Origin of the sequence: Pseudomonas putida (genome assembly GCF_003228315.1) — a bacterium.
Lineage (GTDB): Bacteria > Pseudomonadota > Gammaproteobacteria > Pseudomonadales > Pseudomonadaceae > Aquipseudomonas > Aquipseudomonas putida_S.
The window spans coordinates 968,519-985,563 of record NZ_CP029693.1 but is presented as its reverse complement, the minus strand read 5'-3'; the positions used below and the strand labels follow the sequence as shown (position 1 = coordinate 985,563).

The following is a 17,045-nucleotide window of genomic DNA, read 5'->3' as shown; positions in this document are numbered from 1 at the left end:
TGGTTGCAGGGATTGGGAATTCAGGCGCGAGGCTGTTCAAGGGGTGCGCTACGCCGAGGAACGAATGACCAGGCGCCCGGGCAGCTCGAACAACGCCGGGATCACGTCGCCCTGCGGGTGACCCTCGTCGAGCAGGCCAATGGCGCAATCGATCATCTGGCTGACCGGCTGGTGCACGGTGGTCAGGTCATTTTCCGGCCAGGCTGCCGCGCGGATGTCGTCGAAGCCGACCACGGCGACGTCTTGCGGGATGCGCAGGCGCGTGTTCATTCGCAGGTGGCTCAATACGCCGAGGGCCATGACGTCGTTGGCGCAGAACACGGCGTCGATAACCGGGTGTGCGGTACTGAACAGGCGGGCCGCAGCCTGACGTCCGCCTTCATAGGTGTACCCACCCTCGATGCACGCCACCAGGCGCTGACCCTGTTTGGCCAGGCCCCGCTCGAATCCGCGCAAGCGGTCAGCGGTCGTGGAGACGCTCGGATCACCGGACACAAAGGCGCAGGCACGGCGTTGCTGGCGCAGCAGGTACTCGGCCACCTCAACCGCCATGCGTTCGTTATCGCAGCACACCGAGCTTACGCTCGGATCATCGACGCGGCGGTTCATGAACACCACCGCCACCCCTTGGCGGGCACACAGTTGCGCCAAGTGCGAAGACAATCTCGCCGCCGTCACCACGACGGCATCGACCTGGTATTGCAGCACTTGTGGCATCAGTTCATCCGCATCGCCCCCCGGCGGCACGACAAAGAGCAGCAATTGCCGGCCTGACTGGCGCAACTTCAGGGAAAAGGCTTCTAGCAGTGCTGGATAAAACGGGTTGGCCATATCGCCCATGACCAGTGCCACGATGCCGGTCCTGCGTTTGTTCAGCGAACGGGCGATGGCATTGGGGCGATAACCCAGCTCATCGGCCATTTGCAGAATTCGCTCGCGTTGTCGGGGCGAGATGCGCGACTGCTCGTCAAATGCGCGAGTGATGGTCGATGTGGCGACCCCGAGACGCCGGGCGAGGTCCCTGGCGGTCACCCGCAGGCCGGCCTCGGGCGGGCGGCGGGTGGGAAGATCCTCGTTGATGCTGTCGCGCGTCATGTCAATCAGCCCGGCCGTATTTGAGTGTTGTGCAATCGTGTGCACTGATGGGCCGAAGGTTATTCGCGCTTCACGCAAAGCGGACCCTCCCCAATGGAGGGGGTGGCCAGGCACAGGGGGGGATAACCTGCGCGAAATGGCATTCAAGACGTGCCACGACAAAAACAATGGACGCGATCCATGCTTGAGGAGTCGATATGCGTAATTCCCTGACCGCGCTGGTCACTGCCATCTCCCTGATCAGCGGACCGAGCTGGGCGCTGGACGACGCGGGCGACATGGCCAAGGCCGCCAGTCCGACAACTGTGGCTACCAATCGGGCAGTGCTTGATCAATTGCCATTCCAGGATCGCGCCGACTACGACGCCGCCCGCAAGGGGTTGGTGGCCGCCTTTGAAGGCGAAATCAAGAATGCCGATGGGAAAACGGTGTGGAATACCCACCAGTACGACTTCCTCAGCCAGAAGCAGGCCCCGGATTCGGTGAACCCCAGCCTGTGGCGCATGGCGCAACTGAACGCCAATGCCGGCCTGTTCCAGGTCACCGACCGGATCTACCAGTTGCGCGGCATCGACCTGGCCAACATGACCATCATCGAAGGTGACGACGGGCTGATCATCATCGACCCGCTGTACGTCACCGAAACGTCGAAGGCAGGCCTTGAGCTCTACTACAAGAACCGCCCGCGCAAACCGGTGGTGGCGGTGATCTACAGCCACAGTCACATCGATCATTTCGGCGGTGTACGCGGGGTGATCGACGAGGCCGACGTCCAGGCCGGCAAGGTGCACATCTACGCCCCAAGCGGTTTCATGGAGCACGCGATCCAGGAAAACGTCCTGGCGGGCAATGCCATGCTTCGCCGCGGCAAGTATCAGAGCGGCGGCTCGGTGGAGCGCAGCGAGCGTGGGCAACTGGACACGGGCATCGGCAAGGGCGCCCCGGTGGGCGGCACCATCAGCCTGATTGCGCCCAGCGACCTGATCGTCGAACCGCTGGAAAAGAAAACCATCGCCGGCGTGCAGTTCGAGTTCCAGCTTACGCCGGGGACAGAGGCACCCTCGGAAATGAACATCTACCTGCCGCAAATGCAGGCGCTGTGCATGTCCGAAAACGCCGTGATGACCATGCACAACGTGCTCACCCCCCGTGGCGCGGAAGTGCGCGATGCCAAGGCCTGGTGGCAATTTCTCGATGACAGCCTGGTGCGCTATGGCGACAAGACCCAGGTGATGTTCGCCCAGCACAACTGGCCAACCTGGGGAGCCGAGGGCATTCGCAATCTGCTCGCCGATGAGCGCGACATGTACGCCTTCATCAACAACCGCACCTTGAACCTGCTCAACCAGGGCATGACCCCGCTGGAAATTGCCGACGCGGTGAAGAAACTGCCCGGCGAGCTGGATCACAAGTGGTATGCCAGGGGCTACTACGGGAACCTGAGCTTCAATACCCGCGCGGTGTATCAACGCTACATGGGGTTTTATGACGGTAACCCGGCCAACCTCGATCCGCTGCCGCCAGTGGACGCCGGCAAGCACTACGTGCAGGCCATGGGCGGCGCTGAAAAGGTGCTGGAGCTGATGCACGCGGCGATGCAGCAGGGCGATTACCGCTGGGCGGCACAGCTGGGCAACCACCTGGTCTTCGCCGAGCCGGACAACAAGGCCGCGCGCCAGGCCCAGGCCGATGCGCTGGAGCAGTTGGGTTATCGCAGCGAGTCGGCGATCTGGCGCAACATGTACCTGACCGGCGCCCAGGAGTTGCGCCAGGTCCAGCCGCAGATGGGCGCCCCGGCCACCGCCGACCTGATTCGGGCGGCGACACCGACGATGTTCATGGATGTGCTGGCGGTGCGCATGGATTCGGACAAGGCTCAGGGCCATGACATGACGCTGAACTGGAACTTCACGGACCTGGGCCAATCCTTCGCCGTGACCCTGCGCAACGGGGTGCTGACCTATCGTGAACACGCCAGCCACGCCAAGGCGGATGTGACGGTGACGATGAGCAAGGACGTGCTGGACCGGATCAGCCTGCGCCAGCTGGATTTCCCAACGGCGCTCAAACAGGGGGATATCAAGCTCGAAGGTGATGCGGAGCGCTTCAAGGCCATGCTCGGCATGCTCACCAGCTTCCAACCCACGTTCAATATCGTGACGCCCTGAGTCATGGCTCGTCGTAGTCATTTAACACAAGGCCGTGAGGGGGCGGGGCCGTCCTCTCACGGCCTGGAGGCCGGTGTTGACATTCTGCGCAATCTGCCGGACAGGCCGCGCAAGCAGCCGAAACAGGCACGCTCGGTGGCCCTGGTCGATGCCTTGAAAACCGCCGGCTGCAAGATCCTTGAGCGGGAAGGGCGCGCAGCATTGACGATCTATCGCCTGTCCGATTACTCCGGCGTGGCGACCAGTTCCATCTACGAATACTTCCCCACGATCGAATCGCTGATCGCCGCGATTTTCGAGGATTACCGCGCTGACATCCGCCAGCAAATCATCGCCAACCTCCATGCGCTACCGGCGTCGGCGACTCTGTATGACGGTATCGAAATGGTCTTGCGTACCGGGCTCTGCGCGTTGCATCACTGGGTGAACATCGACTCGCAGTTGAGCATAAAGAGCGCGTATTACGGCGAACTGGTAAGGCTGGAGATCGTAAAGCCCGAGCGCTTCTGGATCTCGATGGTGATTCCGGCCCTGGTGCAACGCTTCAGCGGCGAAATCCGCGTGGCTGATCGCGTGAAAGCGGGGTTTCTTGCCTATCAGGCGGTCACCGCGTTACCCCGTGCGCTGGTGATCGAACAGCCGGCCTATCTGCTGGAAGAGGACACCGTGCGCATGCTGGCGCGGATGCTCCATGCGCTGCTGACCACGGAGAAAGCGGAGCAGTGCCGGGAAAACACCCCGTGAATCGACAAAAAATCCCATAAAAACAGTCTCTTGGGGTGAATGCTTGGGTGACGGAATCCGGAAATGATTTCGCCCTCGCTGACCCTAAACTGGCTCAGCCCTGAAGGCCGTTGCGCATCGACGGCCAGGTGAATCCCAGGAGACTGACCCTTGAAAACAACAACAGAACAACAGGTCGAACTGCTGCTGAGCGACCCGGCGGCCCTGGTCGGGCACAGCCTGCAGGACTGGAACCGGATGCCTGCCGAACAGATCGACAGGTTGCAACTGGCCGGACTGAAACAACGCTTCGCTGAGATGCGCGAGCGTATCGCGATGCTGAAGAAGCTGGCAGACGGCGAGGGCATCGAGCGGATCGAGCAACTGGACGACGTGGTGCCGCTGCTGTTCGAACACACGATGTTCAAGTCCTACCCGCCATCGCTGCTGGAAAAGAACAACTTCGCCGCGATCAACAAATGGCTGGGCAAGCTGGTGGTTCCGCAGTTGGCCGAAAAGATCGTCGCCGTCGATGTCAACGCCTGCAAGGGCCTGGATGACTGGTTCGAAACCATGGACAGGGAAGTGCCGGAGCTGTGCCTGAGCCACACCTCCGGCACCTCCGGAACCTTGTCGTTCCTGCCGTGCAGTACCCGTGAGTTCGAAAAGGCCGCCGAAATCCGCAAGCTCTACGCCTGGAACATGAGCGGCGCCGACACGCCGGACCCGGACCTGCACACGGCCTATCCGTACTACCAGAAGGGCTACCTCAGCCATTTGCGCGGCATGGGGGTGCTCGCCAGAGTGCTGCTGCCTGACCTGTCGCATTTCCACCCGGCGTATCCGTCGACCCTGTCCAGCGACGTGCTGCGCCTGGGCGCCCGGCTGCGTGCGGCTCATGCCAATGGCACCCTGGATCGCCTGGTGATCGCGCCGGAACTGCTGGCCAAGAAAAAGGCCTTCGACCAGCAGCAGGCCGAAATGCCGCAGCACCTGGCCGTTTTCTTCGATGACATCGCCACACGCCTCAAAGGCAAGCGCGTGTACATCGGCGGCACCTGGAACCTGCTGCACAACATGGCCACGGCCGGTCTGGAGCGGGGTCTGGAAGGGGTGTTCCACCCCGATTCCTATATCGCCACCACCGGCGGTGCCAAAGGGGTGGTGCCGCCGGAAAACTGGCGTGAAGACGTTATGCGCTTCATGGGCGTGAAGGTGCTGCACGAGTCCTATGCCATGTCAGAAGTGGTCAGCGGCTCGGCGATGCGTTGCGAGCAGGGCAACTTCCACCTCGCGCATACCGCGATTCCTTTCCTGCTGGACCCGCAAACCAGCAAGCCGCTGCCACGCCAGGGACGCCAGACCGGCCGCGCGGCGTTCTTCGATCTGGGGGCTGACATCCATTGGGGCGGTTTCATCACGGGCGATGAAGTCACCATCGAGTGGAGTGAGTCGTGCAGCTGTGGGCGCCACAGTCGCTACGCGGTTGGTGCCATCCAGCGCTACAGCGAGAAAAACGGTGGGGACGACAAGATCACCTGCGCCGCCTCCGAACATTCCCATCGCGAGGCGATGGACTTCCTCAACACCCTGGAGGGCTGAGCCATGACCCATCCCATTGCACCGATGATCATTCGTGGTCAGGTGATCACCGACAACCTGATTGAAGTCGGTGGCCGCGGTGGCGACCTGAGCTTCCTCACCCCGGATGCGAACCACTACATCGACCAGTTGCCATTGGGCAATCCGGCCCGCCTCGCCGACCTGTACACCTTGAGCTTCGAGGACATTCTCGATTACGCCGTCGAACTGGGCGAACGCCTGGCGCTGCACAGGAACCCGTACCTGCAGGAAGCCTGCGAGCTGTCGTACCTGACCGCGCCGACCACGCCGACCATCGTCAAGGCCTCGTACATGGGCCTGCAGAACATGCTCTCTCGGGAATTCATCCGCGAGATGGTGGAAACCACGGTGGGGAGCAAATACCTCGAAGGATGGGTGCCGCAGACACTGCTCGACGGTACCGAACTGGAAGTGCGCTGCTTCGGTGCGCGAACCTTGCACATCGTCGCCGGCAACGCGGTGTCGCTGTCGTTGTGGACCATCATCCGCAACATGGTCCTTCGCAGCGATGCGATCATCAAGGCACCGTCCAACGACCCGTTCACCGCCCTGGCCATCGCTCGCACCATGGTCGACATGGCACCGGATCACCCGCTGACCAAACACCTGAGCGTTGCCTACTGGAAAGGTGGCGACCAGGCGTTCGAGCAGCGCCTGTACCAGCCACAGAACCTGGAAAAGATCGTCGCCTGGGGCGGTTTCTCCTCTATGAAACACGTCACTCGCTATGTACAACCGGGCCTGGAGCTCATTTCCCTGGACCCCAAGCGCAGCGCCAGCATCATCGGCCAGCAGACGTTCGACAGCGAAGCGAACATGCGCGAAGCCGCGGTGCGTCTGGCGGCCGATATCGGCGCGATCAATCAGAAGGGCTGTGTCTGTGCGCGGGTGGTGTATGTGCAGAGCGGCACCGATGAACAGGGCCTGGAACGGCTCAATACCTTCGGCCGCTACGTCTACGAGGCCATGATCGGTTTGCCCAATACCCTGAGCACCGCGCCCAAGCGCTATGACCAGGGCCTGAAGGCGCATGTCGATGCGTTACGCCTGGATGACGAGTGGTACCAGGTGATCGGCGGCAAGGACGGCGAGGGGGCGATCATCTGTTCGCAATTGCCGGAGCCGGTGTCCTTTGCCGCCAGCCTGGATGACCGCACGGCCAATCTGGTGCCGGTGGATGACTTGAGCGAAATGCTCGCTGCCGTTGACGCCTACACCCAGACCGTCGGTGTCTATCCCGAGAGCATCAAGGATCAGCTCAAGGACGTGCTGCCGCTGTATGGCGCGCAACGCATCGTCTCGCTGGGCTATGCCGCCGCCATGAAATTTGCCGCGCCGCAGGATTCCATCGAGCCGATGCGCCGCATGGGCAAGTGGATTTCCAACCAGATTGCGTCGCCACAAAGCAGCGCCGCGCCCTGGCTGCGGCCGTCGATCTGACACATCCCATGAACACCACACATCCCCTGTAGGAGCGAGCCTGCTCGCGATGGACATTCAGACAACTCGGGCATTCAGACATCCCGCGTCATCGTTGACGACCATCGCGAGCATGCTCGCTCCTACAGGGGGATGCGGTTCATTCAATAACTGGAGAAAAGAACATGACCACCTGCATCGCCTACGGCGTCCACGAAGCCAACACACCCCTGGAACCCCTGCGCATCGAACGTCGCGACCTGCGCGCCGACGACGTCGCCATCGACATCGACTACTGCGGTGTCTGCCATTCCGACATGCATTACGTGCACAACGACTGGAACAGCACGCGCTTTCCCTGTGTGCCGGGGCATGAAATCGTCGGACGGGTCAGTGCCGTGGGCTCGGCCGTCAACCGTTACCGCGTGGGCGAAGTGGTCGCCGTCGGGTGCATGGTCGACAGCTGCCAACAGTGCGAGGCGTGTGAAGACCATCAGGAGCCGCATTGCACCCAGGGCATGACGCCGACCTACAACGGCCTTGATCGTCTCAGTGGCGAGGTGACCCGAGGCGGCTACGCCCAGCACATCGTGGTGCGCGAGCGTTTCGTGCTGCGGGTGCCGCCGGCGCTGGACCCGCGGTTCACCGGTCCCTTGCTGTGTGCGGGCATCACCGTGTGGGCGCCGATGCGCGAGCATGCGGTCAAGGCCGGTACCCGCCTGGCGGTCGTCGGGTTGGGCGGGCTGGGGCGCATGGCGGTGAAACTGGCTGTCGCGCTGGGGGCACAGGTCACGGTGATCACCACCTCGCCAGGCAAGGCCGACGACGCCCTGGCGCTCGGCGCACATCACGTATTGCTGTCCACCGATGCGCAAGCCATGAAAGGCGCTGCCAGCAGTTTCGACCTGGTGTTCGACACCATCCCGCGCAGCCACAACGTTAACCCTTACCTGATGCTGCTGGCGCGCAACGGCACGCTGGTGCTGGTCGGCGCCCTGGAGCCGCTGGAGCCGATTCACGGCGCCTTGCTGGCGATCAACAATCGCAAGATCGCTGGTTCCTTGATTGGTGGTCTTGAACAGACCCAGGAACTGCTGGACTTCTGTGCCGAGCATCAGGTGTTGCCCAACTGCGAAATGATCGGCATCCAGGACATCAACCTGGCCTTCACGCGCATGCACAACAATGACGTGAAGTACCGTTTCGTGATCGACATGGCATCGCTCAAGGGCGTCGAACTGTCCTGACGCCAACCCTGCGCCCGCGGTCCGGCCTACCCGCTTGGAGGGGGACAGGATGAGCCGGGGGCGCCTTAAGGTGGCGTAAAGGCGTCCGCCGTCCGAACCCATCGCAACCCGAGGTCATTCAATGATTCCGCGTACTCTCTTCGATCATGAGCACGAAGCGTTCCGCACCACCGTCAGGCGTTTTCTCGCGGAGGAATGCACGCCGCACCACGAACAGTGGGAAGAGGACCATCTGGTCCCCCGGCAGATCTGGCAGCGCGCCGGCGAACTCGGCATGCTCAATGCCACGACGCCGGAAGCCTATGGCGGCCTGGGCCTGGACCGGCGTTTTTCGATGATTGCGGTCGAGGAGGTGGCCCGTGCCGGGCTTTCAGGTTTGAGCGGCTTCAACGTGCACGACATCTGTGCGGGCTACCTGATCAACTTCGGCACCGAAGAGCAGAAACAGCAATGGCTGCCGAAAATGGCCAGCGGCGAAGTCATCTCCGCAGTGGCCATGACTGAACCGGACACCGGCTCCGACCTGCAAGCGGTCAAGACCCGTGCCGTGCTCGACGGTGATGAGTATGTGATCAACGGCGCCAAGACGTTTATTTCCAATGGCACCAACAGCGACCTCATCGTGGTGATCGCCAAGACCGGTAATACCGGCAAGGGCTCGCGGGACATCTCGCTGATTCTGGTGGAGGCTGATCGAGTCGGCGTCAGCAAGTCCAAACCGCTGCGCAAGGTCGGCCTGCATGCCCAGGACACCACCATGCTGTTCTTCCAGGACGTGCGCGTACCCAGGGCCAATATTCTCGGTGGCGAACCCGGCCAGGGCTTCTATCAGTTGATGAAGGAACTGGCCTGGGAGCGCCTGAGTATCGGCATCCTGGCCATTGCGGCCAGCCAGGCGGTGCTGGAACACACCATCGACTACACCCGTGAGCGCAAGGCGTTCGGCACACCGATCATCGAATTCCAGAATTCGCGTTTCAAGCTGGCGGATCTCAAGACTGAAATCGTCATCGGGCAGACCTATGTCGATCGCTGCATGGAGCTGATCCTGCAACACGAACTGAGCCCGCAAGCCGCAGCGGCGGCCAAGCTGTGGTGCACCGAGCTGTATTCGAATGTGGTCGATCAATGCGTGCAGCTGCATGGCGGCAACGGCTACATGCTCGAATACCCGGTTGCCCGGCATTACCTGGACAGCCGCGTCAACCGCATCTACGGCGGCGCCAACGACATCATGCGTGAATTGGTGGCGCGCACCCTGTAGGAGCGAGCACGCTCGCGATGGTCGTCAACGATAACGCGGGCTGTCTGAATGATTGAGTTGTCTGGGCGTTCATCGCGAGCGTGCTCGCTCCTACAGGTAGCCCCCCCTCGAATGTGGGGGGTGGCCTGCCTGTTTTCCCCGCCACCATCTGTCCCGAAGCGGAATCTGAGGTTGCCAGGCATCCGCTGGCAACCATGACATGTGCTGACACACAGCCATGTTCGGGTAAATAATCCGGCTATCGCCAGAACGTGGCCACACCTTGCCGATCCGGATCGTGCAGCACCTGCTGTTGCATGGGATCGGGCAGGATCGGAGACCAGGCAGGACATGCATACCGACAAGTTGCTCGTATCGACGAAATTCGCACCACCACGCATTGGCACCCAGACCATCCTGCGCGAGCGCTTGCTGGAGGAATTGCGTGGCATGTCGCAATGCCGCGTGGGCCTGATCACCGGCAGCCCCGGTTTCGGCAAGACCACGCTCCTGGCCCAGTGGCGGCAAGTCATGATGCGCTCCGGGGCGGAGGTGGCCTGGCTGGCGCTGAGCGCCGATGACAAGCACGTGCCGATTTTCTTCGCCTATCTGCGTGGCGCGTTGCAGCGTCTTGGCATCGTCCTGGACAGCGGCGTGCCGCTGGAAGGGGCGCGACCGGAGTTCATCGACGAGGTGGTGGCAACCATTGTCGAAGGTGCCGCCAGTATCAACAAAGAGCTGTTTCTGGTGATCGATGACTACCAGCACGTCACCGACCCGCGATCCCATCAGCTGATGCAAAAGCTGCTGGATCACAGCCCGGAGAACCTGCACTTCGTCATCTCGTCACGTGTCGGCCCGCCGCTGAGTTTCAGTCGCCTGCGCCTGAGCGGACAGTTGCTGGAACTCGACTGCGCCAGCTTGCCGTTCGATCTGGCCGAATCCCGCGCCTTTCTCGAGCAGGGGCTGGCTGCACTGAAACTGAGCCCCGAGGAACTGCATCAGATTCATGAGCTGACCAGTGGCTGGCCGGCGACGTTGCAACTGGTGATCATCCTGCTACGCAGTGATCCTGACTCGCGCAACGCCCTGCGGGAAATGGGCTGGCGTTCCGATGACCTGCAGAGCTACCTGGCGGAAGATGTCATGGCCCACTTGCCGCCAGAGTTGGCCTCGTTCATGGAGAGCATGAGCATCTGCCGGCGCTTCAATGCTTCCCTGGCGCAAGCGATCACGGGTGAGAGTTGCGCCCAGGCAATGCTCAAGCGGCTGGATGAAGACAACCTGCTGATCTTTCGCGTCGAAGCCGATGATCGCCAGCCGTGGTATCGCTTCCATGCGTTGTTCGGCGATTTCCTGGCTACACGGCTCGCCCGTCGTGACACCGCCGTGCAAAGCGAACTGCATCAGCGGGCGGCGCGCTGGTTCGCCGAGCGCAAGCTTTTGGCCGAGGCGGTCCGCCATGCAACTCAGGCAGGGGATCTCAGCTATGCCGCCGACCTGATCGAAAGGGCAGCCCCGGCCACCTGGAGCCTGAGCCAACTGAGCCCGCTGTTGCGTCTGCTCGACCGGATGCCTCAGGACATTCTGTTCTCGCGTCCCCGTTTGTTCTTTCTCGGTTGCCTGGCCTACGCACTCACGGCCCGTCCGGCCAAGGCCGAGGCGTGGCTGGAGCAATTCCATCGCAGCGGGGCGGCCCAACATACCGACGTCGCCTATCGATTGCCGCTGGTGCAGGCGGCCATCGAAGTCCAGCGCGACAGGACCGAGCCGATCATTGGCTTGCTCGAGAATTTCCGGGCCTTGCCGGATGACTACTCCGTGACCCGATTCGGCGCGCCGGCGCTGCTGGCGATCGCCTATCTGGCGGCGGGACGGATCGAGGAAGCGCTTGCGTGCCTGGATGACAATCCCATCCCCGAGGCCGAACGCAACGGCGAGATGGCGTTGGTGGCCGAAGGAGCCCGGACCCTGTGTTACCTGCAAGCCGGCCAGATGCGCGAGGCCGAGCGCTTCGGTGCGGCTCAGTTGGCTCGCGCGGTGTCGGTGCATGGGCATCGCTCCGCCAGTGCTTATCTCGGGGCTGCGACGCTGGCCGAGGTTTACCGCGAGGCGGACCGCACCGATGAAGCACGGGAAATCCTCGCCAATCGCAATGGCCTACTGCAATGGGCGATGCCCGACACCATGCTGCGCGCGACGATTTGCCGGGCGCGCCTGGACTTGCTCCAGGACAGCGCCGCCGTGGCCATGGCTTTTCTGGAACGCCAGGAACGGCACTTTCGCACCATCAGCCAGGACCGTGCCTTGGTGCACTGCCTGGCCGAGCAGTCGCGCATTGCCTTGCTGGAGAACGACAAGGCACTGGCCACCGACAGGGTCGCAAAACTGCAGGCGCTTGCCGAAAAGCACCGCGAGTCCGCGGGGTTCCAGGCCGATATTCCGGCGATTGCGGCATTGGCGCGCGCGCGTTTGCTGCTGGCAACCAACTACCCGGACAAAGCCCTGGACGATTTGGCAACCCTGAGTGCCTACGCGAAAACATTCAGTCGCGGACAGCTGCTGGTCACCGGTCAGTTGCTTGAGGCTTGTGCAAAGGCTGACCTGCTGCAGCCGCAACAGGCGCAATCGCACTTGCTGGAAGCTTTGTCGTTGGGCCGCCGGCTGGGACTGGTAAGGACCTTCCTCGACGAAGGTGAAGTGCTGCGCAAGATGCTCGTCGCGCTGGCGGGCAAGTCGCTGGACAGTGAAGACGACGCCTACCTGCAGCGCTTGCTGGAGCGTTTCGGGCTGGGAAGTGTGGGTCGCTCCAACGAGTCGTCGGCCAATGGCGCGTCTTCGATGCTCACGCCCAGGGAGCTGGCCATCCTGCAATTGATCAGCCAGGCCATGGCCAACAAGCGCGTGGCATTGACCCTGAACATCTCGCTGGAAACGGTGAAGTGGAACCTGAAAAACATCTACGCCAAGTTGGGTGTTTCCAGCCGCTATGACGCGGTGTCCTGGGCCCGCAAGAACGGGTTGATCGAGTAAGCGCGAAACACCAGCACGGTCAACGAGGGCAGCGTTGCGTGGACGCTGCGCTCGCTTGGCCGACCGGTGTTTCGCAGAGGCATTCTGAGGTCTCGACCGGATTGCCAGCCAACCCATGATGGGGGGGGCATTCGTTGTGCCCGTGGCCTGTTTGTTTTGCGCAAGCCTGTGGTTCTTCCCAAATCCCCCCCTCCCTGAGGGGGCGGTTCTGCAATACCTCCTCCTATGATCGATTCAGAGCCCCTGTAAAGGTGGCGCAATAACGATTTAGGAGAAAACACCCCATGATTGCGCGCAGCCTGTTTGATCAAGAGCACGAGGAGTTTCGCCGCAGCGTGCGGCGGTTCCTGGCTCAGGAATGTGCTCCCTGCCTGGAACAGTGGGAAGCGGACCATCGGGTTCCCCGGGCCATCTGGGAGAGGGCTGGCGCGCTGGGCATGCTCAACGCGACCACGCCTGAAGCCTACGGCGGGCTGGGGCTCGATCGGCGCTTCTCGATGATCGCCACCGAGGAAATCTATCGCGCGGGCCAGGCTTCGGGTCTGATCGGCTTCGGCGTGCATGACATCGTGGCCGGTTACCTGGTGAATTTCGGCAGCGAGCTGCAAAAGCAGACCTGGCTGCCGAAGATGGCGGCGGGCTCGGCCATCGGTGCGGTGGCGATGACCGAACCCGATACCGGTTCGGACCTGCAAGCCGTGAAGACCCGCGCCGTGCTCGACGGTGACGAGTACGTCATCAACGGTGCCAAGACCTTCATCTCCAACGGCAGCAATTGCGACATCGTGGTGGTGGTAGCCAAAACCGGTAACACGGGCAAGGGCGCCCAGGACATTTCGCTGATCCTGGTCGAGGCCGATCGCGCCGGCTTCAGCCGCTCCAAACCGTTGCGCAAGGTCGGTCTGCACGCCCAGGACACCACCATGCTGTTTTTCGAAAACGTCCGGGTGCCGAAGGAAAACCTGTTGGGCGGCGTGGCCGGGCAGGGCTTCATCCAGTTGATGAAGGAGTTGGCCTGGGAGCGCTTGTCCATCGCCATCAGCAGCGTCGCCGGCGCCGAAGCGGTGCTGGAAAGCACGCTGGAATACACCAAGGGCCGCACCGTCTTCGGCAAGCCGATCTTCGCCTTCCAGAACACCCGCTTCAAATTGGCCGACCTGAAGATGCAGCTGGCGGTGTCGCAGAACTATGTCGACCGCTGCATGGAGCAGTGCCTGGCCCGCACCCTCAGCCCGGAAGCGGCCGCCGCCGCCAAATTGTGGTGCTCGGACCTCTACACCAAAGTCGTGGACGAGTGCGTCCAGCTGCACGGCGGCAACGGCTACATGCTCGAGTACCCGGTTGCCCGTCATTACCTCGATCACCGCGTGCTGCGCATTGCCGGCGGCGCCAACGACATCATGAAAGATCTGGTCGGGCGCACGCTCTGATTCCGGATGCAGAGGAACACTCAATGGAATATTTGATCCCCCGTACCTTGTTCAGCACCGAACACGAAGAATTTCGCCGCGCCTGCCGTCGCTTCATGGAACAGGAAGTCGTCCCGTTCCACGCCCAGTGGGAGAAGGACAAGTGCGTGCCCCGCGAGGTGTGGCGCAAAACCGGTGAGCTGGGAATGCTTCTGCCCTCCATGCCGGAGGAATATGGCGGACCCGGTGCCGATCGCCTGTTCGACATGGTCTTTGCCGAGGAATTCATGCGAGTCGGCGCCTCGGGCCTGATCGGCTTTGGCGTGCACGGCCTGGTGGCGTTCTACATCCTCAACTACGGCACCGAGGCTCAGAAGCAAACCTGGTTGCCGCGCATGGTCGCCGGCGAAGCGGTGGGCGCCATCGCCATGACCGAGCCCAACACCGGCTCGGACCTGCAGGCCGTGCGCACCCGTGCCGTGCAGGACGCTGATCAGCTGGTGCTCAACGGTTCCAAGACCTTCATTTCCAACGGCGCTTCCTGCGACCTGGCGCTGGTGGTGTGCAAGACCGGCGACAGCGGCAGTGCCAAGGACTTCTCGCTGGTCATCGTCGAGAAGGAGCGCGAGGGTTTCAGCCGTTCCCAGCCACTGGAAAAGATCGGCCTGCACGCCCAGAACACCAGCATGCTGTTCTTCGACGACTGCCGCGTGCCGGTCGAGAACGTACTCGGCGGCGTGGCCGGGCAGGGCTTCTACCAACTGATGCACGACCTGGCCTGGGAACGAATCATCGGTGCCGTGGGCTTTCAGGCCCAGGCCGAGGCGGCGCTGGACCACACCCTCGAATACACCCGCACGCGCATCGTTTTCGGCAAGCCGGTGCTCGACTTCCAGAACTCGCGTTTCACCCTGGCGCAGCTCAAGGCCGAGATCCAGATCGGCCGCTCCTGGGTCGACAGCTGCATGGCGCTGTTGCTGCGCGGTGAATTGACAGCCGAAGCGGCGGCGGTGGCCAAGTACTGGACCGCCGAGCTCAGCAGCCGCGTGGTCGATGCCTGTCTGCAACTGCACGGCGGCAACGGCTACATGACCGAATACCCGATTGCCCGCCTGTACCTGGATACCCGTGGCAACCGGATCTGGGGCGGCACCAACGAAATCATGAAAGAAATCATCGCTCGCACGTTGTGAGCACGACCATAGGAGAGCAAACGTGTCTCAAGAAATTCGCTTTGACGGCAAAGTTGCCATTGTCACCGGCGCGGGTAACGGCCTGGGCCGCGCCCATGCCTTGCTGCTGGGTTCCCGGGGCGCAAAGGTTGTGGTCAATGACCTGGGGGTCAGCACCGAAGGCCTCGGCACCTCAAGTGCCGCCGCCGACGCGGTAGTCGCGGAGATCCGTGCCATGGGTGGCGAGGCGGTCGCCGACTACAACTCGGTGACCGAGGGCGAGAAAATCGTCGCCACCGCCCTTGAGGTGTTCGGCACGGTCGACATCCTGATCAACAACGCCGGTGTCTTGCGTGACAGCTCGTTCCACAAGATGACCGAAGAGCAGTGGGACCTGATCCAGGACGTCCACGTCAAGGGCGCCTTCCGCCTGACCCACGCCGTGTGGCCGATCATGCGCGAGAAGGGCTACGGCCGCATCGTGATGACCGCCTCCGGTGCGGGCATTTTCGGCAACTTCGGCCAGTGCAACTATTCCACGGCCAAGGCCGGCCTGATCGGTTTTGCCAACTCGCTGGCCATCGAAGGCGCGAGCAAGAACATCCGCGTCAATACCGTCGCGCCGATCGCGGCATCGCGCATGGTGATCGCCAGCGGCATCTTCCCCCAGGAGCTTCACGACAAGCTGAAAGTGGAAGACTGCGCACCGCTGGTGGGTTGGCTGTGCAGCGAAGAGTGCCAGGACACCGGCGGCCTGTTCGAAGTCGGTGGCGGTTTCCATTCCAAATACCGTTGGGAGCGCTCCCAGGGGCGTCACCTGCACACCAACACCTTGAGCCCGGAACTGGTGCGCGACAACTGGGAACGCATCACCCGGTTCGACGAGCACAGCGTGTATCACGCCGATGGCGGTGAAAGCTTCAAGGAACTGTTCGAGCGCATGGAGTCGCCGGCCAAGGGTGGCAATGCGTTTATCGATATGGAAGTGGCGGCGAACGCCGTCTCGTACCTGGAAACCGAATACGACCAGAACGATGCCGCGCTTTACGCGTTGGCCGTCGGTGCCGCCAAGGACCCGCTGGATCGCGATGAGCTGAAGTACGTCAACGAGTTCGTCGGTGACGACTTTCGGGTCTTGCCGACCATGGCCGTGTTGCCGGCGACCGAAGTGTTCCTGCGGGCCGCCAAATCCGGCGAGCCACAGCTTGAAGGGCTGAACGTGCCATTCGCCAAAGGCCTGCACGGCGAGCAGTACACAGTCATGTATCGCCCCTTGCCGCCGAAAGCCAAGCTCAAGCACACCATGCGCTTGAAGTCGGCAATCGACAAAGGCAAGAGCACCGTCACCATCCTCGCCATTGAAACCACCGACGAGCACGGCACGCCGCTGTTTTACAACGAAGTGACCGGTTTCTACCCGGGCGTGCCAGGTGCAGGCTTGCAGCGTGTGGCCAGCGAAGAGATCAACGTGGCGCCGGATCGTCAGCCTGATGCAGTACTGGCGGACCGGACCGAGATCAATCAGGCGCTGCTGTATCGCCTGTGCGGCGACTGGAACCCGATGCACGTCGATCCGGACTACGCGGCCAGGGCCGGCTACGAGAAGCCGTTCCTGCATGGCCTGTGCACCTTCGGCTACCTGGGCCGTCATGTGATCAAGGCGTTCTGCGGCAACGATTCGCGGCTGTTCAAGAGTGTGCGTGCGCGTTTCGCCTCCATCGTGATGCCCGGCGACACCCTGGAAACCCGCATGTGGCGTGAGTCGCCGACCCGCATCATCGTCGAGATGCGTGCGGTCGAGCGCGACGTGGTTGTGTTGAAAAATGGTGCGGTCGAATTGTTCGAATCCGTACCCGCCTGATCCTTTGGGCACCTGCCGCTTCCGTGAACGGGAAGCGGCATTTTTCTATTTC

At 62.3% G+C, this 17,045-nt stretch carries 11 protein-coding genes; 10 read left to right on the top strand and 1 reads right to left on the bottom strand.

Annotated elements, in window-relative coordinates; translation table 11 throughout:
• Positions 1-48: 48 nt before the first annotated feature.
• Positions 49-1,095, bottom strand: coding sequence for a LacI family DNA-binding transcriptional regulator (locus DKY63_RS04365; protein ID WP_110962962.1), 1,047 nt, complete (start codon positions 1,093-1,095; stop codon positions 49-51).
• A 197-nt stretch (positions 1,096-1,292) separates the two neighbouring features.
• Here DKY63_RS04365 and DKY63_RS04360 point away from each other — a divergent pair, with 197 nt between their 5' ends.
• The 10 genes from DKY63_RS04360 (at position 1,293) to DKY63_RS04315 (ending at position 16,993) form a co-directional block, all read left to right on the top strand.
• Positions 1,293-3,263, top strand: a complete 1,971-nt coding sequence (locus DKY63_RS04360) for an alkyl/aryl-sulfatase (protein ID WP_110962961.1) — start codon at positions 1,293-1,295, stop codon at positions 3,261-3,263.
• Positions 3,264-3,266: 3 nt separating this feature from the next.
• Entirely contained in the window at positions 3,267-4,007 is a 741-nt protein-coding gene (locus tag DKY63_RS04355) for a TetR/AcrR family transcriptional regulator (RefSeq protein ID WP_110962960.1), read from the top strand.
• A 150-nt stretch (positions 4,008-4,157) separates the two neighbouring features.
• The gene (locus tag DKY63_RS04350; protein ID WP_110962959.1) at positions 4,158-5,588 is read left to right on the top strand and encodes a hypothetical protein; all 1,431 of its coding nucleotides are present in this window, start codon (positions 4,158-4,160) and stop codon (positions 5,586-5,588) included.
• Positions 5,589-5,591: 3 nt separating this feature from the next.
• Positions 5,592-7,049, top strand: coding sequence for an acyl-CoA reductase (locus DKY63_RS04345; RefSeq protein WP_110962958.1), 1,458 nt, complete (start codon positions 5,592-5,594; stop codon positions 7,047-7,049).
• Positions 7,050-7,213: 164 nt separating this feature from the next.
• Positions 7,214-8,275, top strand: coding sequence for an NAD(P)-dependent alcohol dehydrogenase (locus DKY63_RS04340; protein ID WP_110962957.1), 1,062 nt, complete (start codon positions 7,214-7,216; stop codon positions 8,273-8,275).
• A 121-nt stretch (positions 8,276-8,396) separates the two neighbouring features.
• On the top strand, positions 8,397-9,539 hold the full coding sequence (locus DKY63_RS04335) for an acyl-CoA dehydrogenase family protein (protein WP_110962956.1): 1,143 nt from the start codon (positions 8,397-8,399) through the stop codon (positions 9,537-9,539).
• A gap of 330 nt (positions 9,540-9,869) precedes the next feature.
• Positions 9,870-12,551 (top strand): LuxR C-terminal-related transcriptional regulator, encoded by a 2,682-nt coding sequence (locus DKY63_RS04330; protein WP_110962955.1) that lies wholly within the window; start codon positions 9,870-9,872, stop codon positions 12,549-12,551.
• Between the two features lie 284 nt (positions 12,552-12,835).
• The gene (locus DKY63_RS04325) at positions 12,836-13,981 is read left to right on the top strand and encodes an acyl-CoA dehydrogenase family protein (RefSeq protein ID WP_110962954.1); all 1,146 of its coding nucleotides are present in this window, start codon (positions 12,836-12,838) and stop codon (positions 13,979-13,981) included.
• Between the two features lie 32 nt (positions 13,982-14,013).
• Positions 14,014-15,153, top strand: coding sequence for an acyl-CoA dehydrogenase family protein (locus DKY63_RS04320; RefSeq protein ID WP_239499446.1), 1,140 nt, complete (start codon positions 14,014-14,016; stop codon positions 15,151-15,153).
• A gap of 22 nt (positions 15,154-15,175) precedes the next feature.
• Entirely contained in the window at positions 15,176-16,993 is a 1,818-nt protein-coding gene (locus DKY63_RS04315) for an SDR family oxidoreductase (protein WP_110962952.1), read from the top strand.
• Positions 16,994-17,045: the final 52 nt, after the last annotated feature.